This is a genomic window from Deinococcus sp. NW-56 (genome assembly GCF_002953415.1).
Taxonomy (GTDB): domain Bacteria; phylum Deinococcota; class Deinococci; order Deinococcales; family Deinococcaceae; genus Deinococcus.
The window spans coordinates 2677501-2701502 of the sequence record NZ_CP026516.1; the positions used below are offsets into that span (position 1 = coordinate 2677501).

The 24002-nt window shown below is 70.1% G+C and carries 26 protein-coding genes and 1 pseudogene; 10 read left to right on the top strand and 17 right to left on the bottom strand.

All coding sequences use genetic code 11. The features are described from left to right. The first annotated feature begins 267 nt into the window (after positions 1-267). Both thrC and thrB read left to right on the top strand, forming a co-directional pair. Positions 268-1305, top strand: coding sequence for a threonine synthase (thrC, locus tag C3K08_RS13530; RefSeq protein WP_104991762.1), 1038 nt, complete (start codon positions 268-270; stop codon positions 1303-1305). Next, positions 1302-2228 (top strand): homoserine kinase, encoded by a 927-nt coding sequence (gene thrB, locus C3K08_RS13535; RefSeq protein WP_104991763.1) that lies wholly within the window; start codon positions 1302-1304, stop codon positions 2226-2228. The genes thrC and thrB overlap by 4 nt, the downstream gene beginning before the upstream one ends. A gap of 90 nt (positions 2229-2318) precedes the next feature. On the opposite strand, the gene C3K08_RS13540 is transcribed toward thrB, so the two are convergent. Together C3K08_RS13540 and C3K08_RS13545 are read right to left on the bottom strand one after the other, a co-directional pair. Further along, entirely contained in the window at positions 2319-4547 is a 2229-nt protein-coding gene (locus C3K08_RS13540) for an MMPL family transporter (protein WP_104991764.1), read from the bottom strand. 48 nt (positions 4548-4595) lie between these two features. Further along, the gene (locus tag C3K08_RS13545) at positions 4596-5384 is read right to left on the bottom strand and encodes an APH(3') family aminoglycoside O-phosphotransferase (protein WP_104991765.1); all 789 of its coding nucleotides are present in this window, start codon (positions 5382-5384) and stop codon (positions 4596-4598) included. 52 nt (positions 5385-5436) lie between these two features. Between C3K08_RS13545 and C3K08_RS13550 the strand changes: the two genes are divergently transcribed. The 3 genes from C3K08_RS13550 to C3K08_RS13560 are packed head-to-tail and all read left to right on the top strand — an operon-like array spanning position 5437 to position 7499. Next, positions 5437-6330, top strand: coding sequence for a hypothetical protein (locus C3K08_RS13550; protein WP_104991766.1), 894 nt, complete (start codon positions 5437-5439; stop codon positions 6328-6330). After that, positions 6327-6695 carry a hypothetical protein gene (locus C3K08_RS13555; protein WP_104991767.1) on the top strand — a complete coding sequence of 123 codons (369 nt, stop codon included), beginning with the start codon at positions 6327-6329 and terminating at the stop codon, positions 6693-6695. The genes C3K08_RS13550 and C3K08_RS13555 overlap by 4 nt, the downstream gene beginning before the upstream one ends. 9 nt (positions 6696-6704) lie before the next feature. Beyond that, a complete protein-coding gene (locus C3K08_RS13560; RefSeq protein ID WP_104991768.1) occupies positions 6705-7499 on the top strand; it encodes a CDP-alcohol phosphatidyltransferase family protein in 795 nt (264 codons plus the stop codon). Here the strand turns inward: C3K08_RS13560 and C3K08_RS13565 are convergent. The 11 genes and pseudogenes from C3K08_RS13565 to C3K08_RS13615 form a co-directional block, all read right to left on the bottom strand. Next, entirely contained in the window at positions 7478-8152 is a 675-nt protein-coding gene (locus C3K08_RS13565) for a DUF2270 domain-containing protein (protein ID WP_104991769.1), read from the bottom strand. The two genes, C3K08_RS13560 and C3K08_RS13565, sit on opposite strands and share 22 nt — an antisense overlap. Positions 8153-8206: 54 nt before the next feature. After that, on the bottom strand, positions 8207-8851 hold the full coding sequence (locus C3K08_RS13570; RefSeq protein WP_199776945.1) for an MBL fold metallo-hydrolase: 645 nt from the start codon (positions 8849-8851) through the stop codon (positions 8207-8209). A gap of 16 nt (positions 8852-8867) precedes the next feature. Beyond that, complete coding sequence (locus C3K08_RS13575) at positions 8868-9809, bottom strand: DNA polymerase III subunit delta' (protein WP_104991771.1); 942 nt, start codon at positions 9807-9809, stop codon at positions 8868-8870. A gap of 64 nt (positions 9810-9873) precedes the next feature. After that, positions 9874-10635, bottom strand: a complete 762-nt coding sequence (locus C3K08_RS13580) for a metallophosphoesterase (RefSeq protein WP_104991772.1) — start codon at positions 10633-10635, stop codon at positions 9874-9876. A gap of 20 nt (positions 10636-10655) precedes the next feature. Next, positions 10656-11687, bottom strand: a complete 1032-nt coding sequence (locus tag C3K08_RS13585) for a S66 peptidase family protein (RefSeq protein WP_104991773.1) — start codon at positions 11685-11687, stop codon at positions 10656-10658. A gap of 124 nt (positions 11688-11811) precedes the next feature. Continuing rightward, positions 11812-12171, bottom strand: coding sequence for a macro domain-containing protein (locus tag C3K08_RS13590; protein ID WP_104991774.1), 360 nt, complete (start codon positions 12169-12171; stop codon positions 11812-11814). After that, entirely contained in the window at positions 12152-13243 is a 1092-nt protein-coding gene (locus C3K08_RS13595) for a transposase (protein ID WP_102128614.1), read from the bottom strand. Before C3K08_RS13595 ends, C3K08_RS13590 begins: the two co-directional genes overlap by 20 nt. Positions 13244-13303: 60 nt before the next feature. Further along, a pseudogene (locus C3K08_RS13600) lies at positions 13304-13498 on the bottom strand (macro domain-containing protein); the annotation flags it as partial. 4 nt (positions 13499-13502) lie between these two features. After that, positions 13503-14234, bottom strand: coding sequence for a guanylate kinase (gene gmk, locus C3K08_RS13605; RefSeq protein ID WP_369848333.1), 732 nt, complete (start codon positions 14232-14234; stop codon positions 13503-13505). A 63-nt stretch (positions 14235-14297) separates the two neighbouring features. After that, positions 14298-14744, bottom strand: coding sequence for a hypothetical protein (locus C3K08_RS13610; RefSeq protein ID WP_104991776.1), 447 nt, complete (start codon positions 14742-14744; stop codon positions 14298-14300). 215 nt (positions 14745-14959) lie between these two features. Then, a complete protein-coding gene (locus C3K08_RS13615) occupies positions 14960-15256 on the bottom strand; it encodes an Lrp/AsnC family transcriptional regulator (RefSeq protein WP_199776946.1) in 297 nt (98 codons plus the stop codon). Between the two features lie 150 nt (positions 15257-15406). Between C3K08_RS13615 and C3K08_RS13620 the strand changes: the two genes are divergently transcribed. Beyond that, entirely contained in the window at positions 15407-16474 is a 1068-nt protein-coding gene (locus C3K08_RS13620; RefSeq protein ID WP_104991778.1) for an Lrp/AsnC family transcriptional regulator, read from the top strand. A 52-nt stretch (positions 16475-16526) separates the two neighbouring features. Here the strand turns inward: C3K08_RS13620 and C3K08_RS13625 are convergent, their stop codons facing one another. Continuing rightward, positions 16527-17438, bottom strand: a complete 912-nt coding sequence (locus C3K08_RS13625; protein WP_199776947.1) for an SDR family oxidoreductase — start codon at positions 17436-17438, stop codon at positions 16527-16529. Positions 17439-17531: 93 nt separating this feature from the next. On the opposite strand from C3K08_RS13625, the gene C3K08_RS13630 reads away from it, so the two are divergent. Then, a complete protein-coding gene (locus C3K08_RS13630; RefSeq protein ID WP_104991779.1) occupies positions 17532-17798 on the top strand; it encodes a hypothetical protein in 267 nt (88 codons plus the stop codon). A 63-nt stretch (positions 17799-17861) separates the two neighbouring features. On the opposite strand, the gene tkt is transcribed toward C3K08_RS13630, so the two are convergent. Continuing rightward, a complete protein-coding gene (tkt, locus tag C3K08_RS13635; RefSeq protein WP_104991780.1) occupies positions 17862-19853 on the bottom strand; it encodes a transketolase in 1992 nt (663 codons plus the stop codon). 345 nt (positions 19854-20198) lie between these two features. Here tkt and C3K08_RS13640 point away from each other — a divergent pair, with 345 nt between their 5' ends. The 3 genes from C3K08_RS13640 to C3K08_RS13650 are packed head-to-tail and all read left to right on the top strand — an operon-like array spanning position 20199 to position 22270. Next, positions 20199-21107: a GNAT family N-acetyltransferase gene (locus tag C3K08_RS13640; protein ID WP_104991781.1), complete on the top strand. Its 909-nt coding sequence runs from the start codon at positions 20199-20201 to the stop codon at positions 21105-21107. Continuing rightward, positions 21104-22054 carry a GNAT family N-acetyltransferase gene (locus tag C3K08_RS13645; RefSeq protein WP_104991782.1) on the top strand — a complete coding sequence of 317 codons (951 nt, stop codon included), beginning with the start codon at positions 21104-21106 and terminating at the stop codon, positions 22052-22054. The genes C3K08_RS13640 and C3K08_RS13645 overlap by 4 nt, the downstream gene beginning before the upstream one ends. 15 nt (positions 22055-22069) lie before the next feature. Then, positions 22070-22270, top strand: coding sequence for a hypothetical protein (locus tag C3K08_RS13650; protein ID WP_104991783.1), 201 nt, complete (start codon positions 22070-22072; stop codon positions 22268-22270). A 73-nt stretch (positions 22271-22343) separates the two neighbouring features. On the opposite strand, the gene C3K08_RS13655 is transcribed toward C3K08_RS13650, so the two are convergent. Beyond that, positions 22344-22796, bottom strand: a complete 453-nt coding sequence (locus C3K08_RS13655; RefSeq protein ID WP_234009094.1) for a hypothetical protein — start codon at positions 22794-22796, stop codon at positions 22344-22346. Next, positions 22793-23983: a DUF1501 domain-containing protein gene (locus C3K08_RS13660; RefSeq protein WP_104992089.1), complete on the bottom strand. Its 1191-nt coding sequence runs from the start codon at positions 23981-23983 to the stop codon at positions 22793-22795. Before C3K08_RS13660 ends, C3K08_RS13655 begins: the two co-directional genes overlap by 4 nt. Positions 23984-24002 lie beyond the last annotated feature (19 nt).

Below are 24002 nucleotides of genomic sequence, written 5' to 3' on the forward strand. Positions count from 1 at the left end.
CTCTCGTGCTTAGTTGTGATTGCACAATGAGACCGGACGGAGGCACACAGTGTCATGCAGACTACGTTCTCAAGGGCAGCCCAAGACCAGATGGAGAGGGCACGAATCTGGCCTAAATTTGGGGCGTAAAAATAGCTTTTTGCGCCTCATCTTCAGGGCTGGGCACAGGGAGTTCCCCCTTCAAACAACGGTGCTGGCCACCCCCTGGCGGCCGCTAGGATGCTCGGAGATGGCTGCCGGAAGGCGGCCGCCGGAGGAGACGCCCCTATGCCTGGACTGCTGGAACGCTACCGCGAGTACCTGCCCGTGACCGACCGCACGCCCGCCCTGAGTCTGCACGAGGGGAATACGCCGCTGATCCCCGCGCCGCGCCTGAGTGAACGGCTGGGGGTGCAGCTCTATCTGAAATACGAGGGGCTGAATCCGACGGGCAGCTTCAAGGACCGGGGCATGGTCATGGCAGTCGCCAAGGCGGTCGAGGACGGAGCCGACACGGTGATCTGCGCGAGCACCGGGAACACCAGCGCGGCAGCGGCAGCCTATGCGGCTCGGGCGGGGCTGCGCTGCGTGGTGCTGATTCCGGACGGGAACATCGCGCTGGGCAAGCTCGCGCAGGCGGTCGCCTACGGGGCCGAGGTCGTGGCCGTGAACGGCAACTTCGACGCGGCGCTGCGGCTGGTGCGGCAGATCAGCGCCGAGCATCCCATCGCGCTCGTGAACTCGGTGAACCCCTACCGCCTGCAGGGACAGAAGACGGCCGCCTTTGAGATCGTGGACGTGCTGGGGCAGTCGCCCGACGTGCTCGCCATCCCGGTCGGGAATGCGGGCAACATCAGCGCGTATTGGATGGGTTTCCGGGAGTACCACGCGGCGGGGCAGAGCGCGGGGCTGCCGCAGATGTGGGGCTTTCAGGCGGAGGGCGCCGCGCCCCTGGTCCGCGACGCCATCGTGGACGAGCCGCAGACGCTGGCGACGGCCATCCGGATCGGCAACCCGGCGAGTGCGGACCTCGCGCGGGCAGCGGTGCGCGAGTCGGGCGGGCTGCTGGACATGGTGAGCGACGACGAGATCATGCACGCGTACAACCTCGTGGCGCGGGAGGGCGTGTTCTGCGAACCGGCGAGTGCCGCTCCGGTCGCGGGGCTGCTCAAGCGGCACGCGGCGGGCCAGCTCACGCCGGGGCAGACGGTGGTGGCGGTCCTGACGGGCAACGGGCTAAAGGACCCCGACGCCGCGCTGCGGGCAGTGGAGGCTCCCCAGGCGGTTCAGGCCAGTCTGGAACATGTGCTGGAGCGCATTCTTTGAGGAAGGCCGGGGGGACTCCCTTCACCGTCCGTGCCCCAGCGAGCAGCGCCAACCTGGGGCCGGGGTTCGACAGCCTGGGGCTGAGCCTGCCCCTTTTCACGACGTTGACCGTGACGCCGCAGGCCGTGACCGAGGTGATGCCGCTGGGGCCGGAACTGGCCGGGACGCCCGCCGACGAGAGCAATTACGTCTACCAGGCGATGCTTTTGGCGGCGAGGCAGGCTGCATGCGACTTGCCACCCGCCCGAATCGAAATCCAGACGGAAGTGCCCCTGGCGCGGGGGCTGGGCAGCAGCGCCGCCGCCCTCGTGGCAGGAATTGTCGCCGGAAACGAGCTGCTGGGGCGGCCCCTGAACGGCGCGGAGGTGCTCGACCTCGCCGCCTACGAGGAGGGCCACCCCGACAACGTGGCCCCCGCGCTGCTGGGGGGCATCGTGGTCGCCACGCTGGACAAGCTCGGCACCCACCATGTCCGGCTGGACCCACCCCCGCACCTGGGGGTCACCGTGCTGATTCCCGACTTCGAGCTGTCCACGAGCAAGGCGCGGGGGGTGCTGCCGGGCGAGTACAGCCGGGCAGACGCGGTCCATGCCCTCTCTCACGCCGCGCTGCTGGCCGCCGCGCTCGCGCAGGGACGGCTGGAGCTGCTTCCCCACGCGGTGCAGGACCGCCTGCACCAGAGCTGGCGGGCGCCGCTGGTTCCCGGCCTGAGCGACATTCTGGAGGGCGCGACCGGGCATGGCGCACTCGGAGCGGCCCTCAGCGGGGCGGGGCCGACCGTCCTGTGCTTCCACGACACGCGGGAGGGGACGGAGCCGCTCCACGCCTTTCTGCGGGGGGTGATGGAGGGGCACGGCCTGACCGGGCGGGTGCTGGACCTGCCCATCGAGACGGAGGGGACGGTCGTTCAGCGGAACGGGTAGGAGAGGCCCCTCACCCCCTCGCTGCGCGAGGTCCCTCCGCAAGCGGCTGTACCAGTCTCCCCGTGGGAGAGGAGTCCTCTGGCTTCAGCTTCAGTGCTCCAGCCGCAGCCGGGGCAGCAGGCGGCCGAGCCAGCCCGGCAGCCACCAGTTCCAGCGCCCGGCGAGCTTCAGGAAAGCGGGCACGAGGACGAGGCGCACCAGCGTGGCGTCGAGCGCCACCGCGACCGCCAGCCCCAGACCGATACTTTTGTTCGCCACGACGCGTCCAGCGATAAAGGCCGCGAAGACGATGAACATGATCAGCGCCGCCGAGGTGATGATGCGGGCGGTGCGGCCCACCGCGAGTACGACCGCCTCGTCGTTGGGGTGACCGCGCAAGACCTCCTCCTGCACGCGGGAAAGCAGGAAAATCTCGTAGTCCATGCTGAGGCCAAACAGCACGGCGAAGAGGATCAGGGGGAGGCTGGAATCCAGCACCCCCACGTCGTCGGGGATGCCCAGCGGCCCGGCGAGGAAGCCGCCCTGCACCACCAGGGTCACCACCCCGTAGGCCGCGCCCACCGTCAGCGTGTTCATCAGCAGGCTCTTGAGAGGCACGAGCAGGCTGCGAAACGCCACCATCAGCAGCACGAAGGTCGCCGCGAAGACGGTCAGGACAGCGGCAGGCAGCGCGTCCGTCAGCGCCCGGCTGAACTCGCGCTCGCCCACCGGAGCGCCCCCCAGCAGGAAGCGGAAGCCGGAAGCCTCCAGCACCCCGCGCAGCCCCGCCTCGAACGGGTCAATCTGGTCGGCCCGCAGGTAGGCGTCCGGCACGACGGTCACCCGCAACAGCGTGCGGTCCTCGCTGAAGGAGCGGGAGGTCAGCAGGCTGAGGGCGGCGAGCGCGTCCGTCCCGCCGCCGCCCGCGTCTCCGGCGAGGTCGGCGGGCGTCAGGAAGGGACTGATGACGGTCTGCACGCCCGGCAGCGCCCGCAGGTCCTCTACGACCGCCTGAAAGCGGGCTCGGTCGTCGGGGCCGTAACGTTCACCCTCCAGGTCCAGAATCACCTCGAACTGGCTGAGGAGCCCGCCCGCGCCGAGGTCGCGCACGTCGGCCAGGGCGTCGCGGCTTTCCACGCCAGGAGTCAGGCCCCAGGCGCCCGCGTAGCCCGTTTTCATGTTCAGGGCGGGGAGGGCCAGCAGCAGCAGGAACAGCGTGCTGAGCAGCGCGGCGAGGCCGGGCCGGGCCGTGACCCGGCGGGCCAGCGCGGTCCACGCCGCCGACGCACCCGCGTTCTGTGCCCAGGGAAAGCGCAGGAGGCGCGGGCTGTTCACCCGCTCGCCCAGCAGGGCCAGCAGGGCGGGCAGGGCGGTCACGCTGGCGAGGACGGTCAGCAGGACGGCCAGCACCCCACCCAGTCCCATCGAACGTACGAAGGCGATGGGCGGCAGCACGAGGGCGGCCATCGCAATGGCGACGGTCAAGCCGCTGAACAGCACGCTGCGCCCGGCGGTGAGCACCGTGCGGGCGGCGGCGGCCCGCGAATCCCCGTCCCGCGCCAGCTCCTCGCGGAAGCGGCTGACCATCAGCAGGGCGTAGTCAATGCCCGCCCCCAGCCCCAGCATCGTGATGACGCTCTGGGCGAAGGTGCTGACCTCGGTGACGCGGGTGAGGCCGTACACGCCCGCCATCGCCACCGTGATGCTGAGGACGCCCACCATCAGCGGGAGGCCGGTCGCCACCAGCGCCCCGAACACGCCCAGCAGAACGAGCGCTGTCAGGGGCAGCGCCGCGAACTCGCTGCGCTTGGTGTCCGACTCGGCGAACTCGGTGAAGTCGTCCGCGATGGCCTGCCCCCCGGTCACCCGCACGTCCAGCCCGCCTCCGGTCGCCTCCGCACGGTCGGCGTAGACCCGTACGCGGGCCAGCGTCTCGGTCGCGCCCTCTTCCAGCGGAATCTGCGCGACGGTCAGGGAGAGGCGGCCGTCCTCGCTCACCGTGGGCACGGCCCCCTGCGATCCGGCGGCGAGGACGCGGGTCACGCCGGGCACGTCCTCCAGCCCGCTCAGCAGGCGGTCGTAGGCGGCCTGCCCCGCCGGGGTGGTCAGCGGCGGGTCGTGACGGGTGACGAGGAGGGCGGTGTTCGTGTCCTCCTCCCCGAAGCGTTCGCGCAGCAGGGCCGTGACGCGGGTGCTCTCGGCGTCGGCCAGGCCACCGGGGTCGGCGCTGAGGTTCCGGGGCGCGAGCGAGGCCGGGTAGGCGCTCAGCAGCGCGAGCAGCCCCCAGAGTGAGAGCACCAGCCAGGGGCGACGGGTCACGAACTCGGAGAGGGCACGCACGGGGGCCAGTAGAGCACGGCGGGGAGGGGACTTTGCCCTCTGAGCGGACTAGAACAGTTCGTCCAGCAGGCAGTAATAGGCGAGCTTGCGTTCGTCCACCAGCGCCCGGCCATAGAGGTCCAGGAAGCGTTCGGCGTGGTCCCGGCTCAGGTTATGGATCAGGCTGCGGTGCGTCAGGGCGAGGTCGGCGTGGCGGTCGGCCAGCCCCATGCGGCCCACGTCCACGAAGCCCTCCACGTACTCGCCGTTCAGAATCAGGTTGGGCAGGCAGGGGTCACCGTGGGTCACCACCACGTCCTCCTCCCCCGGCCGGGTGCGGACGAGGTCGTTCCAGACACGGGCCGCCGTCCAGCCCTGGCGTTCGTCGTCAAAGTCCGACTCGTCTACCATCCCCGCCTCCACCCGTTCGCGGGCGAGGCGCAGGGTGACAGGCAGGGTCATGGTGAAGGGGCAGTCGCGCACGGGCAGGGCGTGCAGCTCGCGCAGGGCACGGGCGAGCAGGTCTACCACCCGCTCGGGGTGCAGCAGGGCGTCGGGGTGGCTCATGGGGATGCCGGGCAGCCGGGTCATGGCGAGGAACTCGTGGGTGGGGGTGGCCTCGTAGCCCACGACCGCAGGTACCGGCACCCGGCCCGCCAGCCAGCGCAGGCGCTCGCGTTCCTGAAGCAGGGTGGAGACGGGCAGACCGCCGCGCTCCTGCACCTTGACGACGTACTTCTGGCTGCGCCACACGCCCGCGCCGCTGTGGCCGTCGGTGACCGGCTCCCAGCGGGCGGCGGGCAGCACGCGGCGCAGGGCGGCGGGCAGGTCGGGGCCGGGGCCGGGGCGGGCGGTCATGCCCTGGAGGATACGCGCAGTGGGGAGGCGGGGGGGGGTACACTGCCGGGCGATGAAGGTCGGTCTGCTGGATACGCTGGGGGCGCGCTACGGGCGGTACTGGGCCGCGTTCCTGAAAGAACTCGGGGTCGAGGTCGTCACGCCGGACCTGCCCGCTGCCGAGGCATTCGCGCTGGGCCGCGAGAGCCTGCCGGACGCCCCGGTGCAGGTGCAGCAGGTGCTGGGGCGGGTGCTCGCGCTGGGGCGGGTGGACCTCGTGCTGCTGCCGCAGACGCCGCCGCTGCGGGGAGACGCCTGGGGCGAGGCGCTGCCGGACCTGCTCTCGCGGCGCCTCAGCGGGCTGCCGCTCATGCAGGCGCTTCCCGACGGCGGGCCGGAGATGGTCGCCGCCGCGACCGACCTGGGCCAGCGGCTCACCCGCAACCCTGGCCGGGTGCGGCTGGCGCTGGAACGGGTCAAGCCGCTGGGGGTGGCCCCGCGTGAGGACATGCCCGCGCTGAGCCGCGCCTCGCGGGTCACGGTCGCCGTGGTCGGCCCGCGGGCGCTGCTGGGGGACCCCGACCTGGGGGCGGGCCTGCGGGCGGCGCTGGAGGACCTGGGCCTGCACCCGATCACCTCGCCCGAGTTGCCCCCCTCGCAGGTGGCCGCCAGAGGCGAGCGGATGGAGCGGGCGGCCACGGCCCCGGCGGGCGACAAGGAACTGTACGGGTCCCTCAAGCTGCTGGACGGCAAGAGCGCGGTGCGCGGCGTCATCCTGGCCGCCCCCGCCCGTGACGGCGCGGCGCGGACGGCGCTGGAGCGGCTGGCGGAGCAGACGCATAAGCCCGCGCTGGTGGTGGACGTGGACGCCGGGCAGCGTGACTGGCCCGAGCTGACGGCCTTCCGCGACCGCATCACCGTGGGCGCGGCGGCCCGGCCCGCGACTCCGGAGGGGGACGAAGTTTGAAACTCTGGCGCTGGCTGATGACCCCGGACCCCGAGCCGGGGTTCACCGGGCGCAAGCTGGGGCGGCTGCTGATCCGGGTGGCGCTCTTTACGGTGGTGGCGACCCTGCTCTCGGGGCTGCTGCGGCTGGCGGGGCTGGGGCGGTACCTCGACACCGCTTGGGGCACGCTGCTGTTCGTGCTGCTGCTGTACATCCCGCTCTTCCGCTTCCTGACGGTGGATACCTTCATTCCGCGCCGCCTCGCCGGACGGACCCCGGCGGGCACCCGGCAGCAGTCGGCGGCCCGCACCCAGCGCCGCCGCGAGCGCAACCGCTATGCGGGCGTCAAGAAAAGTCCCCCGCGCGGTGGGGGCGGGCGGCGGTAAGCTTCCCCCATGACCCACGGCAAGGCCCGCCCCGCCCGTGAGTGGGCCGCCGAGGCGGTCTTCCGGCCCCTCGCCGAGCGGCTGGTGCCTCCCCTGGCGCGGCGCCGGGTCAACCCGCTGCATGTGGTGCTGACGCACACGGCGGTGGGCCTCTTGGCTGGGGGGTTGCTGCGGCGCGGGCATCACTTGACTCCGGCCCTGCTGCTTCAGGCCAAGACCGTGCTGGACAATCTTGACGGGCAGCTCGCCCGCGCGACCGGGCAGACCACCGAGACGGGGCGCTATCTCGACTCGGAGATGGACGTGCTCGCCAACGCCGCCGTGCTGACCGGGCTGGCGGGCCGCTGGGGGCCGTCGCTGACCCTGCTGCTGAGCCTGATTCTGACCACCGACTACCTGTGGGAGCGCGACCACCGGGGGGCACGGGGCGAAGTGTTCCGTGACCCACCCGCGCAGGCGGGAGATGACCCCCGGCTGCTGGGACTGCTGCGGAGGGTCTACGCGGTGTATTTCACCCCGCAGGAGCGCGTGCTGGGGGCGCTGTTCGAGGCGCGGCTGCGCTCGGCGGTGGGCGGCGAACCCACCCCCGCCCACCGCCTCGCCTACACGCCTGCCACGATCAGCTGGGTGGCGGTGAACCTGGGCCTCAGCACACAACTCCTGGCCCTGGGGGTGGTCCTGGCCCTGCGGCGGCCCCGGCTCTACCTCTGGAGCCTCCCGGCCCAGGTCCTGCTGCTCGCCGGGGTGCAGCTCTGGCGCGAGGGGCAGGTGCGGGCGCAGCGTCAGCCCTCTTCCAGCGGGTAGGTCCGGGCGGCCCGCACCGCCAGCGAAATCAGGAACCCGTAGAAGACGGCCACCCCCAGAAACACCATCCAGCCGGGAAAGTTGCCGATGTCGGCCAGGGAGAAGGCGTCGGGAAACTCCAGGATCCAGCCCTTGGGCATGGACAGGTCGAGCTTGGCAAGCCAGGCGATCAGGACCGCCGCGTAAATCCACAGGTAGTTGCGGTTCAGCCGCCAGCCCAGCGCGTCGGCGCGGGTCATGGGGGAGCGGGGTTTGGCGAGTTCGGCCAGCAGGAGCTGGTGCCACCCGGCGTCCACCCGGTCGCCCAGCATCGCGGGATAGAAAAAACGCTCCATGATTCGCACCCGGTGGTGGGCGATCTCGAAGGTCCGGAAGCGCCGGGCCTCCAGCCGCAGGAAAAAGTAGTTCATGCCCATGGCGAACAGGAACGTGGCGTGCGAGTTGTTCACGTCGCCCAGCGCAAAGGACGCCAGGCCCGCCGTCGTCACGACCGACCAGTTGGTCGTCATGTCGAGGCGCTGGCGGTAGGCGGTCATCTTGCCGACCTCGGCCCGGTAGAGGTGAATCAGGGCGTTGGCGGTGTTGGTGGAGTAGTCGCGGTCGGTCAGGGCGCCCAGCGGCAACGGTGAGGCGGGCACGGTGCTGGGCGTCACGGCCCCGCCTCCGAACGGACAGGCAGGCTCATGGCTTCAGGGTACCCCTGGCCCTCACCGCAAAAAGGGGTTGGTGCGCCGCTCGGCCCCCACGGTGGTCGCCGGGCCGTGGCCCGGGTAGACCGCCGTCTCGTCCGGCAGACTCAGCAGCTCCCGCGCGATCCCGTCCAGAAGCTGTGCGTGGTTCCCACCGGGCAGATCGGTGCGCCCGATGCTCCCCTGAAAGAGGGTGTCCCCGGCCACGACGAAGCCATCCCCAACAAACACCACATGCCCCGGCGCGTGCCCCGGCAGCTCCCGCGCCGTCAGCGTCAGGTCGCCCGCCGTGAAGGTCTGCCCGCCTCTGATCTCGTGCTCCGGCGCCTCCGGCTGGATGAAGGGCAGGTTCCAGCGGGCCGCCGACGCCGCGCCCAGGCGGTAGAGCGGGAGGTCGGCGGGATGCAGCCACACGGGGACTCCCAGTGCCTCCCGGACGGGCTGCACCGCCCCGATGTGGTCAAAGTGCGCGTGCGTGAGCAGGATGCCGCGCACCCTGACACCCGACTCGCGCACCAGCGCCAGAATCCGCGCCGCGTCGTCGCCGGGATCGAAGAGGAAGCCCTCGTGCCCCGCTCCGGCCACCAGCACCGCGTTTTCCTGGAGGGGACCCGTGGACAGGGACCAGACGCGGGCCGCACCATGTTGCCTCGGCTGAATCATGGTCAGGAGTCTACGGCTAGGCTTCCAGCCCGAAGGCCTCGCGCAGCCGCAGGGCGAACACCTGAAAGCTCAGGCTGGGGCTGGCATAGGCTTCCAGCGCCCCTTGCAGGGCCTCCAGGGCGCTGTCCGCGCGGGCACGCCCGTGCGCGGAGCGGTCCCGCCACGCGAAGCGCAGGGCCTCCGGGTGCCAGGTCGCGTCCCAGCGTTTTTCCAGGCGCTCGGCGGCTTCGAGGGCGGTCAGCAGGCCCTCCTCCAACGCCCCGCTGAACTCGGCGGCGTCCGCGAGGGCCGCCCGCACGGCCTCCCGCGCCTCCAGCACCCCGGCCCGGCCCGCCGCGAAGGCGACGAGCGCCGGGTCGGCCTCCTCGCCCAGCCCCGCCAGGCCGCGCTCGATGGCGCGGTCAGGGGCCGGGGCCACGTCCAGCCGGGCGCTGCGGCTCTGGATGGTGGGCAGGACCGAGCGGCGGTCCTCGGCCAGGAAGACGAACAGCGCCCCGTGCGGCGGTTCCTCGACCAGCTTGAGCAGGGCGTTGGCGGCTTCCGGCCCCAGGTGCTCGGCCCCGTCCACGACCACCACCCGGCGGTGGAAGGTGGGGCGGACCTCCAGAAACTCGAAGACATGCGTCTCGTACTCGTGCGCCTTGTCGCGGGCCGAGAGCACCGCGCCCACTGGAATGACCTTGCGCCGCGCGGCCTTGCCCGTGCTCGTGGTGGTGCGCGGCTCCACGACCAGCACGTCGGGGTGCGCTCCCGCCGCCAGCGCCCGGCACGACGGGCACGCCCCGCAGCCCTCGCCGTACATGCCGCGCGTGCCCGAGCAGTTCTGCCCCCCCGCAACCGCCAGCGCCAGCGCCCGCTTGCCCACCCGCGCCGGGCCGGTGAGCAGCAGGGCATTGCCCGCGAAGCCCCCCGTCTGTTCGAGCAGCGGGCCGTGGAGGAGGGCGGCGGGGAGGGTCATGGGCTGGGCGAGAACGCCCCGGCCCGGCCTCCCGGTCTCCTCGCCCTCTCCCCCATCATTCGCCTCACCGTCCCAGCGCCAGCCGCGCCGCGAGCACCGGGGGCAACCCGGCCTCCAGAATGGCGGTCTGCGCGGCCTCCACCGGATAGGGCACCCGGATCACCTCGAACGTCTGCCGCCCGGCGTCGAAGAGGGCGTAGCTGGCGCGGGGATCGCCGTCGCGCGGCTGGCCCACGCTGCCGGGATTGCACAGGGCGCGGACACCGGGGGCTAGGGGGAAGGTTCCCCCCGCACTCAGGCCCTGAAACTTGATCCACTCGCCTACCGGGGCATTCAGCGCCGCGTACACGCCGGGGATATGGGTGTGCCCCACGAAGGCCAGCCGCCCGCTCCAGCCCGCGAAGGCGTCCCGCGCGGCGGTCACCGAGTCGGTGTAGGTATCCAGGCTCAGGGGGGTGCCGTGGCGGAACAGCACGCCCAGCGCCGGGTCTTCCCGCCCGTCGGGCCAGGACGCGACCCAGGCGAGGTCCCCGGCGCCCAACTGACCGAACTGCCACGCCAGCGCCGCGCCCACCACGCCCGCGCTGCCGGGCAGCCAGACTCCGCGCCGCGCCACGAGGTCGAGGCCCATCTGCTCGTGGTTGCCCCGGATGCACTCGGCCCCCGAGTCGCGCAACCGGGCCAGCACCTCCGCCGGGTGCGCCCCGTAGCCCAGGGCGTCGCCCAGCATCACGGCGCGGTCGTACCCTCTGCGCCCCGCATCCGCCAGCACCGCCTCCAGCGCGGGGGCGTTGGCGTGGATGTCAGAGAGGACCAGCAGTCGCACCGCGCCATGATAGCCGCCGTTCAGGGAAACACCGTGACCCGCCCTGCCGCCGGGTCCAGCCGCGCCCGGCCCCCCAGCGGCAGCGTGAGCTGAGGGCTGGTGTGCCCGAAATCCACGTTCGCCACCACCGGGAGGTCTTCCCGCCCCGCCTCGCGCAGCACCCGGCGCACCCAGCCGTACAGCTCCTCCACCATCTGAGGCGTGTAGTCGCGTGGGCGGGCCAGCAGCAGCCCGGCGGCCCCGGCCAGGAGGCCCTGCGCGGCGTAGTTCCGCAGCCAGTACCCCACCTGACGGGGCGGGGGCACGTCGTTGCTCGTCTCCAGCGCGAGAACGGCACCGTGCCAGAGGTCGGGCGCGGGCCACCCCGGAGTGCCGTTCAGCATGTCCAGCACCTCCAGGCACCCGCCCATCAGGTGCCCCTCGGCGGCTCGCTCGCCCTGAAGCCAGACCCAGCCGTCGCCGGGCTGAAGGGGGCGGCGCACCGCCTGCGCCCCCTCGTCCGCCCAGTCCATGCGGGCCTGCGTCCACTCCGGCGCGGGCATGAGGTCGAAGGGACGTGGTCCCTCCACCAGCGCCCGCCGCACGCCCTCCACGACAAAGGGATGCATTCCGCCGTTCTCCGCGAGGTCAGTCAGCAGCGCGGGGCCGTGGTAGGCCATCACGCCCGCCCGCAGGAACTGGTTCAGGGTGATCGTCGCGTCACTGTAGCCCAGGAAGGCCTTGGGATGGGCACGAATCAGGTCCAGGTCGAGGAAAGGCAGCAGCCGCACCGAGTCGTCCCCGCCGATGATGCTGACCAGGCCGTGAATGTCGGGGTTCTGGAGCGCCCAGTGCAGGTCGTCAGCGCGGGCCTGCGGGTTGCGGTCCAGGTACTCGGGGCCGCGCAGCGCATTGGGGGCGGGCACCACCTCCCAGCCGAACTCGGCGGCGACCTGCCGCACCCCGGCGTGGTAGCGGCCCATCACCTCGGTGACGAAGCCGCTCGACAGACTGAGGGCCGCCACCTGTGAACCGGGCAGAAGGCGAGGCGGACGGACAAAGCTCGGGGCCATGCAGCAGCCTAGAGGGCAGTGGCGGCGGGTGCCATACGCCGGATGGCGGGCCGAGCCATGAAAAAACCGCCCACTTGGGGCGGTGATGTCGAAAACTATAGCGTGGTATGCGCGGGAGGTCAAGTTATGCGCGGCTCTCCCCACCCCACGCGGCCTCTGCCTCCCGGAACGCCCGTACTGCCCCCTCCCCATGCAACACCAGCCGCACGGTGAGGCCAGGATGCTCGGCCAGGAAGGCATGAATCGTCCGTACAGTGACCTCGGCGGCCTGGGGCAGCGGGTAGCCGTACACCCCGGTGCTGAGGGCGGGCAGGGCCACCGAGTCGCAGCCGTGCGCTACGGCCAGTCGCAGGCTCCCTTGGTAGGCCCCGGCCAGCAACTCCGCCTCGCCCTGCCCGCCGCCGCGCCAGATTGGCCCGACGGCGTGAATCACGAACCGCACGCCCTGACGTTCCAGGGCAAACTCAGGAGTTGCACCTCGCATAGCGCAGTGAATAGCCGTGCTGGCGGAGAAATTCCGAGTTTCTGCTGAACGTCAGGAGCAGGCGGTTCAAATGAACGTCTGGCATGACCGTCATCAGTGCCAGAGCAGCACACGCCTCCAGGGTCATCCCGGTCTCTCGGTGCAGGATGGCCAGTGTCCAGGCCAGGAACACCAGCAGGACCCAGCGATCCAGGCCCACAGCAGTTCGCAATGCGAACTGCGCCAGACCAAACTGGTGCTTGCCCTCCTTGAAGAACGATTCCTCACTCCACCGCTTTGCCCCCTCGGCGACCACCTCGTCGCCTTCCATCAGTTCCGAAGAAACCGCGTGAAACACCCGGTCTCCACGGTCGACGCGACCCAGCACCAGCGGGTCATGCGGCCAGTTCTTCAATTCGATGTAGCCTCCATGCGGACAGTCAGCCACCGTGACCTCGCCTGGGTGCATCGTCCGCCGGGTTGACCGAACGCCCACCACAAACTCGAAGCCCAGCTGCCTGACTTCATCCAGGAAGACAGCGGATTCGAATCCGCTGTCTGCTAACACGCGAATCCGGAATCGACGACGGATCGCGTCTGGGACGGTTCGCAGAAGTTCTCGTGCCAGAGTCACTGGGGTCGCTGTCCCCTTGCCCCGGTAGACCCGGTACCCCACGGGAAACTTCACCGCTCCGTATTCGGCGAACAACACGACCAGATGGATGCCGTGAACCTCGTTGTAGACGCGAACGAAGGGCAGCGTGCTGCCCTTTTTTTCGATGCTGGTCAGGTCGACACTCAGCCGCAGGAGTGGGCGGTGTTTTCGTCGGGCCGCGACAAGCAGCGCGTCCCACTGGGCGCGCTGCAAGATGGCCCAACCCTGTGCCGTATCCCAGGGGTACTCGTTCAGGAGGCGGCTCAGCGCACTTTTGCTGACCAACTCAGCGCGGTGCAACGCCGTTTTGGTGGCAGTGTCCAGGAACATCGACAGCGCAGCCTCCAGGCTGCGCTGTTGGTAGGACGTGGTTGGAACGGCCAGGAACTCATCTGCCAGAATGCGGACGCGCTCCCCCAGAATCTGTGACGTAGACACTCCCAGATTTTCTCGGCTGGGAGCGCTTCCCCGTCGTTATGCAGGTGCAACTCCTGAGGCAAACGCAGGGGTGATAACGGCCGTCCCGGTAGGCGTACCCCCGATCTGCCGGATGGCCCGCAGCAGTTCCGGCCCGGCGGCGCGGTGAATCACGCCGTCCACGCCGCCTCCGCCCATCAGTTCCTTGTTGGCGGCGGTGACGACGGCGCAGGTGCGCTCGCGGGCGATGTCTCCCTGAACGAGGTGCAGGGGCACGGCCCTAGCTCTCCACCACGCGGCGCAGGTCCTCGGAGCTGAGCGCCCCGCTGCGGACCGTGTGGGCGAGCTGATGCGCGGCGCGCTCCTCCTCGGTCCAGTCGGCCTCGGGGCGCTGGCGGGCACGCTCAGCTTGCTGCACGGCCCGCAGTTCCTCCACGGCGCGGTCCAGGTCATCGTTGACGACCACGTAGCGGAAGTCGTGGGCGTGCATGATCTCCTCGCGGGCACGGGCAAGGCGTTTCTCGATGCGCTCTGGAGTCTCGGTGGCGCGGCCGGTCAGGCGGCGGCGCAGCTCGGTCAGGCTGGGCGGCATGATGAAGATCAGGATGGCCTCGTCGCCCAGGCGGTCTTTGACCTGCATGGCCCCCTCCACCTCGATCTCCAGCACCACGTCCTGTCCCCGTGCGAGGGCCGCCTCGATGGGTTCGATGGGCGTGCCGTAGTGGTTGCCCACGAACTGCGCGTGCTCCAGAAAGCCGCGCTGCCGGGCCTTGTCCAGAAAGACCTCGGGCGTCACGAACACGTAGTCCACCCCGTCACGCTCGCCGGGGCGGGCCTCGCGGGTGGTCCACGAGGTCGAGTAGAACACGTCCTGCCCGGCCAGCCAGCGCTCGCGCAGGGTGCCCTTGCCCACCCCGGAGGCGCCGGTGATCACGAGCAGCAGGCCCCGTTGCGGACGGGGCTGGGGGGAGGGGTCGGGGGTGGGGGCGGCGTCCGGAGCAGTCACCATCATTCGCATCAGCATACGGGGCGGAGGGCCACTTCCGGCCTCCCGCCCCGTGGGTGCCCCCGGCGCCTACTTCTTGCGGCTGCGGGCCTTGCTGCCCCCCGACGCCGTGCGGGTGCGGCTCTTGCCCAGGGCCTGGCCCTTTTCAAAGCTCGCCTGCATTTTGCGGCGGGTTTCTTCGGCCAGCGTCTTGAAATCCACCAGTCCGGCCGAGATGTTTTCGGCGGTGGGCTTGACATTCCCGGTGCGGCGGGAGCTGGAGAGCGCCTCATTGGTCTGCTCGAACCACGCTTCGAAGTCGGGCGTCACTTCAAAGAGCATGTCGCGGGTATCGCGCTGGTAGGTGCCTTCGGCACCACGGCGCGAGAAGGTCTTGGGCATCGTGAAGCGTTCGGTGAGGAACGTCGCGTCGAACTTGCCTTCGCGGACGGCTTCGCGGAATTGTTTGACAAACACGTCACTGCGCTGGGGGTTGCTGAGGTCCTGAATCTGCTCGCTGAGTTTCCTGTAGGCCATGGTGCCCTCCTCCCCCGAGTATGGGTTTTGTGCCCCCAACTGTAAAGAGCGGGGGGCTTCTTATGCAGCCTGCCCCCGCCCTTTGGTCGGGGTGCCCACAGAATCAAGCTCGCCCTGATCTTTACACGGCACGGGCCGTTTCCTCGGCCGCTGCTGTTCAAAAGGAAACAGCCCCAGGCATCCGGGGCCGTTTCCTTGAGATCAACCGTCGTGGGTCAGGAAAACTGCCCCCCCTCGTCCAATCCCACGCCGAAGCCCTGGTCGAGCAGGGCCTCGCTGTAGGTGCGGAAGGCCAGCATGGTCTGGGTGCGGGCGATGCCTCCGACCCGGCGCAGGTGTCCGGTCACCACGTCGTCGAGGTCCTCGTAGCGCTCGAGCTTGAGCAGCACCACGATGTCCCACTCGCCCGTCACGGAATACACCTCGCGCACGCCGGGCACCCCCGCGAGGGCCTCGGCGGTTTCCTGAATGCGCTGCCGCTCGGCCTGCACCATCACGATCGCTGTGACCATAGGCCGCATTGTGGCAGGTGGAGGCGGTCAGCTTTCAGCCGTCAGCAAGAGCCCTGCCGCTGAGAGCTGAGATCCGACGGCTGGCCGCTGCCTCCCCTGACCGCTCGTTCGGGGACGTTCGCCGCCACGCGGAATCGTACCCTGGAAGGCATGACGGCTCCCGCCTCCACGCCCGCCCCGGTGGCCCCCACGGTCACGCCGCGCGAGCAACTGCTCAACCGCATCCAGAAGGACATTCCCATCGTGCAGCGGCCCTACCGCGTCCTCGCCGAGGAGGTCGGGCTGACCGAGCAAGCGGCGCTGGACATCCTGCGCGAGGTCAAGGCGGAGGGGGTGCTGCGGCAGGTCAGCGCGATCTTTGACACCCGGACCCTGGGGTACAAGTCCAGCCTCGTCGCCGCTGAGTACGCCGAGGATCAGCTCGACGCGGGGGCCGAGGTCGTCAACGGGCACCCCGGCGTCAGCCACAACTACAAGCGCAACCACGCCTTCAACCTCTGGTACACCATCGCCGTGCCGCCCGAGAGCGACCTCGAGGCGCACGTGCAGAAGCTGCATGAGCTGAGCGGCGCGAAAGTCACCCGGCTGATGCCCACCCTGCATCTGTTCAAGATCGGCGTCGAGTTCGACATGACCGGCCAGGAGGACTGGAACGCCAAGGCGAGGCCCCAGTACACCGCCGAGCAGCGCAACATCGGCTACGAGGTCTCGGACCTCGACCGCGCCTTCGTGCTGGAGTTCCAGAAGGACCTGCCCATCACCGAGGAACCCTACGCTGACGCCTGCGCCGCGCTGGGCCTGACCATCGACGAGCTGGCCGCCCACGCGCAGAAGATGAAGGACGCCGGGGCGCTGCGCCGCGTGTCCGCCGTGTTCCGGCACCAGAAGGCGGGCTTCACCTTCAACGCGATGGGCGTGTGGGCTGTCCCGCAGGAGCAGGTGGCCGAGGTGGGCCGCCAGATGGCCGAGTTCAAGGCCGTCTCGCACTGCTACCTGCGCCCGACCTATCCCGAGTGGCCCTACACCATCTTCACGATGGTCCACGGCCGCTCCAAGGAAGAGGCGTTCGGGAAGATCGCGGCCATCGAGCAGGAGGTGGCACCCGGCATCGACCACGCGATCCTGTACTCGACCAAGGAATACAAGAAGGTGCGGCTGGAGTTCTACCAGCCCGAGTTTTACGAGTGGGCGCGGGAGAACCTGGGCACGGAGGCTTGAGGGAAAGGGGAAGGGCGCTGAAGTGAAAGCCGCAGCGCCCTTCCCCTGACCCTTACCCGCCGACGACCGTTCCGCCGTTGGGGTGCAGCACCTGCCCGGAGAAGTACGAGGAATCGTCCGACGCCAGGAACACGTAGGCGGGCGCGACCTCGGCGGGCTGGCCGGGGCGGCCCAGCGGCACCTCGCCCCAGTCGCTCGCCAGCTTGTCCTCGCTGATGGTGGCGGGAATCAGCGGCGTCCAGATCGGGCCGGGGGCCACGGCGTTCACGCGAATCTTCTTCTCGGCGAGGTTCTGGCTGAGGCTGCGGGTAAAGGCCACGATGGCTCCCTTGGTCGAGGCGTAGTCCATCAGCTCGGGGCTGCCCTTGTAGGCGGTGATGCTGGTCGTGTTGATGATGGACGCGCCCTCTCCGAGATGCGGCAGCGCGGCCTGGGTCAGGTAGAACATCCCGAAGATGTTGGTGCGGAAGGTGCGCTCCAGTTGCTCGGGGGTGATGTCGGTGAGTTCCTTTTGCTCGTGCTGCTCGGCGGCGTTGTTGACGAGAATGTCGAGCTTGCCGAACTGCCCGAGCGTCTGCTCGACCGCCTGCCGCGCGAAGCCCACGTCCCCGATATCGCCCGCGATGGCGAGCGCCCGGCGGCCTTCGGCCTCCACCATCGCCACGGTGTCCTGCGCGTCCTGATGCTCGTCGAGATAGAGGAGCACCACGTCGGCCCCCTCGCGGGCGAAGTGGACGGCCACCGCCCGGCCGATGCCGCTGTCGCCGCCGGTGATCAGGGCGACCTTGCCGTCCAGCTTGCCGCTGCCCCGGTAGTCCTCGCGAATGACGACCGGCTTGACGTCCATCTCGGCCTCGTGGCCGGGCTGGATGTCCTGCTTCTCGACCGGCGTCTCCTGCGGCATCTCCTCGGTGGAGGCGGTTTCGGGCTGGGCGCCCTGCCGGGCCTTGTCGTTGTCCGTCATGGGCCGACTGTCTCACCCCTGCCCCGCCCGCCCCCTGTCCTGGCTCACAAGCTTGAGGAGGTGTGAAGGAGGGGTCCGCTTTACACTCTCGCCATGACCACGGCGCTGGTGCTGATCGTGATCTCGCTCGCCGGGGCAGGGCTCTTGCTGCTCACACGGCGGGACGGGGGCTTTCCGGCAGCCCGGAGCCAGGGAGCCGAGGACGCCCTGCTGCGGCAACTGCTGAGCATGACCCTGGGCAACCGCGCAGCCATCGAGCGGGCGGTCGCGGCCCGGCAGCGGCAGTTCCCACGGGCCACCCGCGCCGAGCTGCTGCGGATGGTCCTCGACGAGTACCGCCGCGACCACGCCCGCAACTGACGGCGACCCAACGCGAAAACGCCCGCCTCCTGCTGGAAAGCGGGCGCCGGGTCAGGGTGACCCTCAGCGGGCCAGCACGTCCTTTACGGTCTTGACGACATTCTCCACACTGAAGCCGAACTTCTCGAACAGCACCTTGGCGGGGGCCGACGCCCCGAAGGTGTCCATGCCGATCACGGCGCCCTCCGAGCCGACCCACTCGTACCAGGGCGACTTGCTCGCCGCTTCGATGGCGACGCGGGGCACGCCGGGCGTCAGCACCGAGTCGCGGTAACCGCGCTCCTGCTCGCGGAAGACCTCCATGCAGGGCATCGAGACGACGCGGGCGGGCGTGCCCTCCCCGGCGAGCGCCTCGGCGGCGTTCAGCGCGAGGCTGACCTCCGAGCCGGAGGCGATCAGGACGACCGCTGCGTTCTCGGCGTCACGGACCACGTAGGCGCCCTTCTTCACGCCTTCCGGGTTGGCGGGCAGGATGGGGAGGTCCTGGCGCGAGAGGGCCAGCGCGGTCGGCCCCTTGCCGTACTCCAGCGCCATCTGCCACGCGGTCGCCGTCTCGTTGGCGTCGGCGGGGCGGATGACGTGGGCGCCGGGGACGGCCCGCAGCATGGCGAGTTGCTCGATAGGCTGGTGGGTGGGGCCGTCTTCCCCCAGACCGATGGAGTCGTGGGTCAGCACGTAGGTCACGGGCTGCATCTGGATCGCGGAGAGGCGGAAGGCGGGCTTGAGGTAATCCGCGAACACCAGGAAGGTGCCCACGAGGGGACGCGGCCCGCCGTACAGCGCGAGGCCGTTGGCGGCGGCGGCCATGCCGAACTCGCGCACCCCGAAGTAGACGTTGCGGCCCTCGTAGTGACCCGGCAGGAATTCGCCGCCGTCCTTGATGGTGGTCTTGGTGCTGCCCGACAGGTCCGCGCTGCCACCCATCAGGCCGGGCACGACCTTCGCCAGCGCGTTGATGACCTCGCCGCTGGCGTTGCGGGTGGCGACGGCCTTGCCGCCGGGTTCGTAGGTGGGGAGCGCGTCCGCGAGGTTCTCCGGCAGGTCCCGCCTGAGCAGGCCCATCACCTCGGCGGCGAGGTCGGGGTATTCCTGCCCGTAGCGGTCGAGGAGGGCCTGCCACTCGGCCTCCTGCGCCGTACCGCGCTCGCGGGCGTCCATGTGGGCCTTGACCTCGTCCGGCACCGTGAAGGGCGGGAAGTCCCAGCCCAGCGCCTGCTTGGTCGCCGCCACGCCCTCCTCGCCCAGCGGCTCGCCGTGCGCCTTGCTGGTGCCCGCGCGGGGGCTGCCGAAGCCGATCACGGTGCGGACTTGGATCAGGGTAGGCTGGTCCGTGTGCTCGCGGGCCTGCTGGATGGCGGCCTCGATCTCAGCGAGGTTCTCGCCGTCCTCCACGCGCAGCACCTGCCAGCCGTAAGCGCGGAAACGGGCGGCGGTGTCTTCGGACTCGGCCTTCTCGGTGGCGGTGTCGAGCTGCACCTTGTTGTCGTCGTGCAGCCAGATCAGCTTGCCGAGTTTCAGGTGTCCGGCGAGGGCGGCGGCCTCGTGGTTGATGCCTTCTTGCAGGTCGCCGTCGCCCAGGATGGAGTAGACGTGGTTGTCGAAGATCGGGAAGCCCTCACGGTTGTAGCGGGCCGCGAGGTGAGCCTCGGCCATCGCCATGCCCACCGTCATCGCCGCGCCCTGACCCAGCGGCCCGGTCGTCGCGTCGAGGCCGGGGGTGTGGAAGAACTCGGGGTGGCCGGGCGTCTTGCTCTGCCACTGCCGGAAGCGCTTGATGTCCTCAAGCGGCATGTCATACCCGGTGAGGTGCAGCAGCGAGTAGATCAGCATGGAGGCGTGCCCCGCCGACAGCACGAAGCGGTCGCGGCCCGCCCACTCGGGGTTTTGCGGGTTGTGGCGCAGGAAGCGCTGCCACAGCACGTAGGCCATCGGGGAAGCACCCAGCGGGGCGCCGGGGTGGCCGCTGTTGGCCGCCTGCACGGCGTCGATGGCGAGCGTCCGCATGGTGGTGATGCTCAGGCGGTCCAGGTCCTGACCCTGTCGTTCGGCTGTCATGGGGCGCAGTCTACCGGGCGGCTGCGCGGCACAAAGGACACGCCCCCACCTGCCACGAGGTAGGGGGCGTGATCGACAGACAACTTCGGGGCTCACAGGCTCCATCCGGTCCGGGGAACAAGCACACCCACGGCGCTTCCATTCCGGTATGGGCAGAATACGTCCGGTGCAGAATTCTGTCAAGTCATTCCGTGAATGTGAGTCGGGAGTGAGTTGCAGTCGGTTGTCCGGGAACCTCGCCAGGCCAGGCAAAGGCCGAGTTCGGTTCAGCGCATATACAGGGCTAAGCCATCTGGCGTACCCAGCAGATTCGCCCTCCGCCCCCCTGGGCGACAGGATGAGCGCATGACCGAAGGCCCGCGCGTGACCGTTCGCCCTGCCACCTCCGACGACGCTCTCACTGGGGCACTGCTGCTGAACAGCACGCAGGAGCCGCACTTTCATATCGGTGCCGAACAACTCGCGGCGGCCTTCCGGAAGACGCCGGACCGCTACGCCGTGACTGAAACGAGAGGGCGGGTGACGGGTCTGGGGACCCTGTGGCTCCCAGACTTCCAGGACAAACATGCCTGGGTGGGCCTGCACCTGTACCCCGACCACCGGGCGGACAGCACAGCGGGGGTCCTGCTGGACCACCTCGCGGGGCAGGCACGGGGGGCCGGGCGGGAGCAGCTCTGGACCAGCGTGCGTGCGGATTACCTCCCGGCTTGGCCCGATCTGCCTGCCCTGAAGTTCCGGGAGGTTCACCGAACCTTCGGAGGCGGGTTTCACCTGACGCGGTGGCAGGCAGGGACGACGCGGCTGGAGGCGAGGCTGGCGGGGCAGGGGTATACCCTCGCACCCGCCGCCGACTTCCGCAGGGATGGGCGCCTGACTTCCCTGTATGCCCTCACGCGCGGCGAGAAGGTCAGCGCCGAGCCCACCATCCCCCCGGCACCGGAGGCCCTGACGGACGAGGACGGCCTCTGGCGTATGGCCTGGCTCGCTTGGCACGGGGAGGAACTCGTGGGGATCGCCCTGCCGGAGCGGTCGCGGTTGGATGCCTGGAATGCGGTGCTCGTGGTGCATCCGGGGCACCGGCGGCGGGGGGTGGCGACGGCGCTGCTGGCGCGGGTGGCCCGCAGCGTACAGGCTGGGGGCATGACGTTCCTCAACGTTGCGGGGAGTGCCGGGGACACGGCATATCTGGGCGTGTTGCGGCGTCTGGGGGCGAACATTGAGCCTGACTGGATCGCCTGGGAGCGTGAGGCGTGATCGTCCGGGCCTTCCGGGATGGGGACGCGCCCGCCGTGGCCGACCTCGTGACCCGGAGCGTGCGGGGGCTGTGGACCTACCGTCCGGAGCACTTTCAGGAGAGCACCCGGCCCGAGTGGCGGCGCCTCGTGGCGGTGCGGGGCGGCGAGGTCGTGGCGACCGCACACCTCTCGCCCTTCGGGGACAGCGCCCCGGACGCGCTGCGGCTGGACCTCGCGGGGGACGGGACCGCGTTCAGTCCCCTTTCCCTGGCGCTGCTCGCCGAGTGGCCCGCCGGATACACCCGGCTGCTGGGCGTGACCCGTGAGGACTTCTCCGAAAAGATGACTTTTTTCGCGGCGGCAGGCTTTCGCAACGCCTGGCAGTCGTGGGGAGCGCACCTCGACCTGAGCGCGTGGGACCCCGAGCGGTTCCGGGCGCTGGAGGAACGGCTCTTTCTGGAGGGCTACGAGGTGGAACGCTGGCGGATGGACGCCCCGGAAGCCGAGTGGCAGGCCCTGCATGCCCTGCACCGCCAGGGTGAGGCCGACGTGCCGCGCAACCCGACGACCATGACCGCGCCGCTGGACCTGCCCGCCCTGCGCGAGGTGATGACCCGCGAGGAGGCGGTCTTCGTGGTGCGGCGGCGAGGAGAAATGCTCGCGCTGACCCGGCTGACCTTGCCCCAGCACCGCACCCTTCAGGGCACGGCCGAAGTCTCCAGCGACCTCACCGCCACCCACCCCTCGCACCGGGGCCGGGGCCTCGCCACGCTGGTCAAGGCGCACGCGCTGGCCTGGGCGAAGTCGGAGGGCTACCCCCGTGCCGGGACCGGGGGGGCCATTCTGAATCTGCCGATGCTGCGCGTGAATACCCGGCTGGGTTACGTCCCCGAGGCGATGTGGGTGACGTGGGAGAGGAAGCTGAGAACCCCGGACACCGCCGTCAGAAAATGTTCAGAGCGTTAATGCTAAATTAAGCGCATGTCACAGTTGACGATGGAGGAGCTGGCCTCCTACTTCTTCTATGCGCAGGGCAACGAAGGTCCTTACACCCTCCACGACTTCGTGCGCTTGATCGACGATCTCGGCCTGGGCCGCGCCAATGAAGCGCGCGAGGACGTGGTGCGGCAGATCGCGGTCGGGCGGCGCCTCCCCGTGATTCGCGCCGAACTGGTCGCCTGAATTTCGAACACAACGGGGGAGGACACCCCCTCTCCTTCTCCATGAGGCTCCACTTCCCGCTCGGGCGTGGGGCCTATTTCTTGGCCTTGTCCTCTGGGAGGCCGCCCGCCTGCTCGAACTCGGCTTGAAGGTCGCGCAGGGGTTTGGAGGGCTTGCTTTTCGGGTCGCCGGGCAGCGTGCGGGCGAAGAACTCCAGCGCGTCGGGGGAGCCGTCGGCATCCGCGTCGGCATTCCTCGCCAGAACGGAACGCAGGACGGTACGGAAGTTGGCTCTGGGTTGGGCGCGGAACTCGGCTTGCAGGCTCTGGCCGAACGCATTCCAACCTTTACCCCCCTGAGGCTGGATGTGGCAGGTCACGCAGGGCATCACCTTGCTGGAAAGCTGCCACAGCGGGTCGTCCTTGTCGTGGCCCAGGAAACGCGCGGCTTCCACCCGGTACTTGGGGAGGGCCAACGCTGCCGGAGCGGAGAGCAGCACCAGCCCGGCGAGGAGGGCACCGCCCAGGCGAGCGCCGTCCCTCCTCACGCCACCCATTCCGGCCCCGCGAAGTCGCCGCGCAGGATGTCGCGGGCATCCAGGCCCAGCCACTTGGTGAGCGCCCCCGCGTACACGCCCCGGAAGTCCTGCTTGTAGCGGATGTCGCCGTCCGCGAGGTTTTCCAGGTCGGGGCTGTCGCCGTGGACGCCGCCCTTCACGCCCCCACCCAGCGCGAACATCACGCTGCCCTGACCGTGGTCGGTGCCCGCGCTGGCATTCTCGGCCACCCGGCGGCCGAACTCGGAAAAGCCCATCACGATCACGCGGTCTGCGAGGCCCTGCGCCTCCAGGTCGGTCTGGAACGCCGCGAGGCCGGAGGCGAGGGTCGCCAGCAACTCGTCCTGATCGGCCCGCTGGCCCGCGTGGGTGTCGAAGCCGCCCAGCGAGACGTACAGCACCCGCTGCCCGGTTCCGGCGGCGATCAAGCGGGCCGCGTCTTGCAGGTTCAGCCCGAAGCGGCCTTCCGGGTACTTCGCGCCGGGGCGGTACTTCGCCACGTTCGCCTGCACCTCCCGCGTGTTCGCCACCATCTGCCGGGCGGCGCGGCCCAGGTAGTCGGCCTCGCCCTCGCGGGGGAGGTTCAGCAGCCGCTCGAAGGCCCCGTCCAGCCCCGCCGGGAGCCTCACCTGAAAGCCGTCCACCCGGTCGATGGAGGGCAGGCTGAAGTCGGAGGCCCGCAGCGCCTGCGGGGTGGTGCCGCCGAGATTGGACGCGCAGAAGGGGTCCCCGATCTTCTCAGCGACCTGCCCGATCCAGCCTTCCGCCTGCGCCTGGGTGGGGTCGGCGGTGTGCCAGATCGCCATGGACGCGAAGTGGGAGCGGTTGGGGTTGGGATAGCCCACGTTCTCCATCCAGGCGAGGTGGCCGCTCTCCCACAGGGGCATCAGGGGCTTGAGGGAAGGATGCATCCCCAGGTCGTCAGTGAGGGTCAGCACGTCCTTTTTCGGGATGGCGATATTGGGACGGGCGGCGTAGTAGGCCCCGTTGGAGTAGGGCACCAGCGTGTTCAGGCCGTCATTGCCCCCGGTAAGCTGAATCACCACCAGGGTCTTGCCCCCTGTGCCGGGCGTGCTGGCCGCCTGGGCTGCCGCCCGCGCCAGAAAGCCGGGCATTCCACTGGTGGCGGCCACCGCGAGGGCGGAGTATTTCAGAAAGTCGCGTCGGTCCACGGTCATGGTCACCTCGGGTGGGTCG

Coding starts and splice junctions, on each gene's coding strand:
- thrC (WP_104991762.1), top strand. CDS start 268: ATGCCTGGACTGCTGGAACGCTACCGCGAGTACCTGCCCGTGACCGAC.
- C3K08_RS13545 (WP_104991765.1), bottom strand. CDS start 5,384: ATGACCGCCCGCCCCGGCCCCGGCCCCGACCTGCCCGCCGCCCTGCGC.
- C3K08_RS13550 (WP_104991766.1), top strand. CDS start 5,437: ATGAAGGTCGGTCTGCTGGATACGCTGGGGGCGCGCTACGGGCGGTAC.
- C3K08_RS13560 (WP_104991768.1), top strand. CDS start 6,705: ATGACCCACGGCAAGGCCCGCCCCGCCCGTGAGTGGGCCGCCGAGGCG.
- C3K08_RS13570 (WP_199776945.1), bottom strand. CDS start 8,851: ATGATTCAGCCGAGGCAACATGGTGCGGCCCGCGTCTGGTCCCTGTCC.
- C3K08_RS13575 (WP_104991771.1), bottom strand. CDS start 9,809: ATGACCCTCCCCGCCGCCCTCCTCCACGGCCCGCTGCTCGAACAGACG.
- C3K08_RS13585 (WP_104991773.1), bottom strand. CDS start 11,687: ATGGCCCCGAGCTTTGTCCGTCCGCCTCGCCTTCTGCCCGGTTCACAG.
- C3K08_RS13590 (WP_104991774.1), bottom strand. CDS start 12,171: ATGCGAGGTGCAACTCCTGAGTTTGCCCTGGAACGTCAGGGCGTGCGG.
- gmk (WP_369848333.1), bottom strand. CDS start 14,234: ATGATGGTGACTGCTCCGGACGCCGCCCCCACCCCCGACCCCTCCCCC.
- C3K08_RS13610 (WP_104991776.1), bottom strand. CDS start 14,744: ATGGCCTACAGGAAACTCAGCGAGCAGATTCAGGACCTCAGCAACCCC.
- C3K08_RS13615 (WP_199776946.1), bottom strand. CDS start 15,256: ATGGTCACAGCGATCGTGATGGTGCAGGCCGAGCGGCAGCGCATTCAG.
- C3K08_RS13620 (WP_104991778.1), top strand. CDS start 15,407: ATGACGGCTCCCGCCTCCACGCCCGCCCCGGTGGCCCCCACGGTCACG.
- C3K08_RS13625 (WP_199776947.1), bottom strand. CDS start 17,438: ATGACGGACAACGACAAGGCCCGGCAGGGCGCCCAGCCCGAAACCGCC.
- C3K08_RS13630 (WP_104991779.1), top strand. CDS start 17,532: ATGACCACGGCGCTGGTGCTGATCGTGATCTCGCTCGCCGGGGCAGGG.
- tkt (WP_104991780.1), bottom strand. CDS start 19,853: ATGACAGCCGAACGACAGGGTCAGGACCTGGACCGCCTGAGCATCACC.
- C3K08_RS13640 (WP_104991781.1), top strand. CDS start 20,199: ATGACCGAAGGCCCGCGCGTGACCGTTCGCCCTGCCACCTCCGACGAC.
- C3K08_RS13650 (WP_104991783.1), top strand. CDS start 22,070: ATGTCACAGTTGACGATGGAGGAGCTGGCCTCCTACTTCTTCTATGCG.
- C3K08_RS13660 (WP_104992089.1), bottom strand. CDS start 23,983: ATGACCGTGGACCGACGCGACTTTCTGAAATACTCCGCCCTCGCGGTG.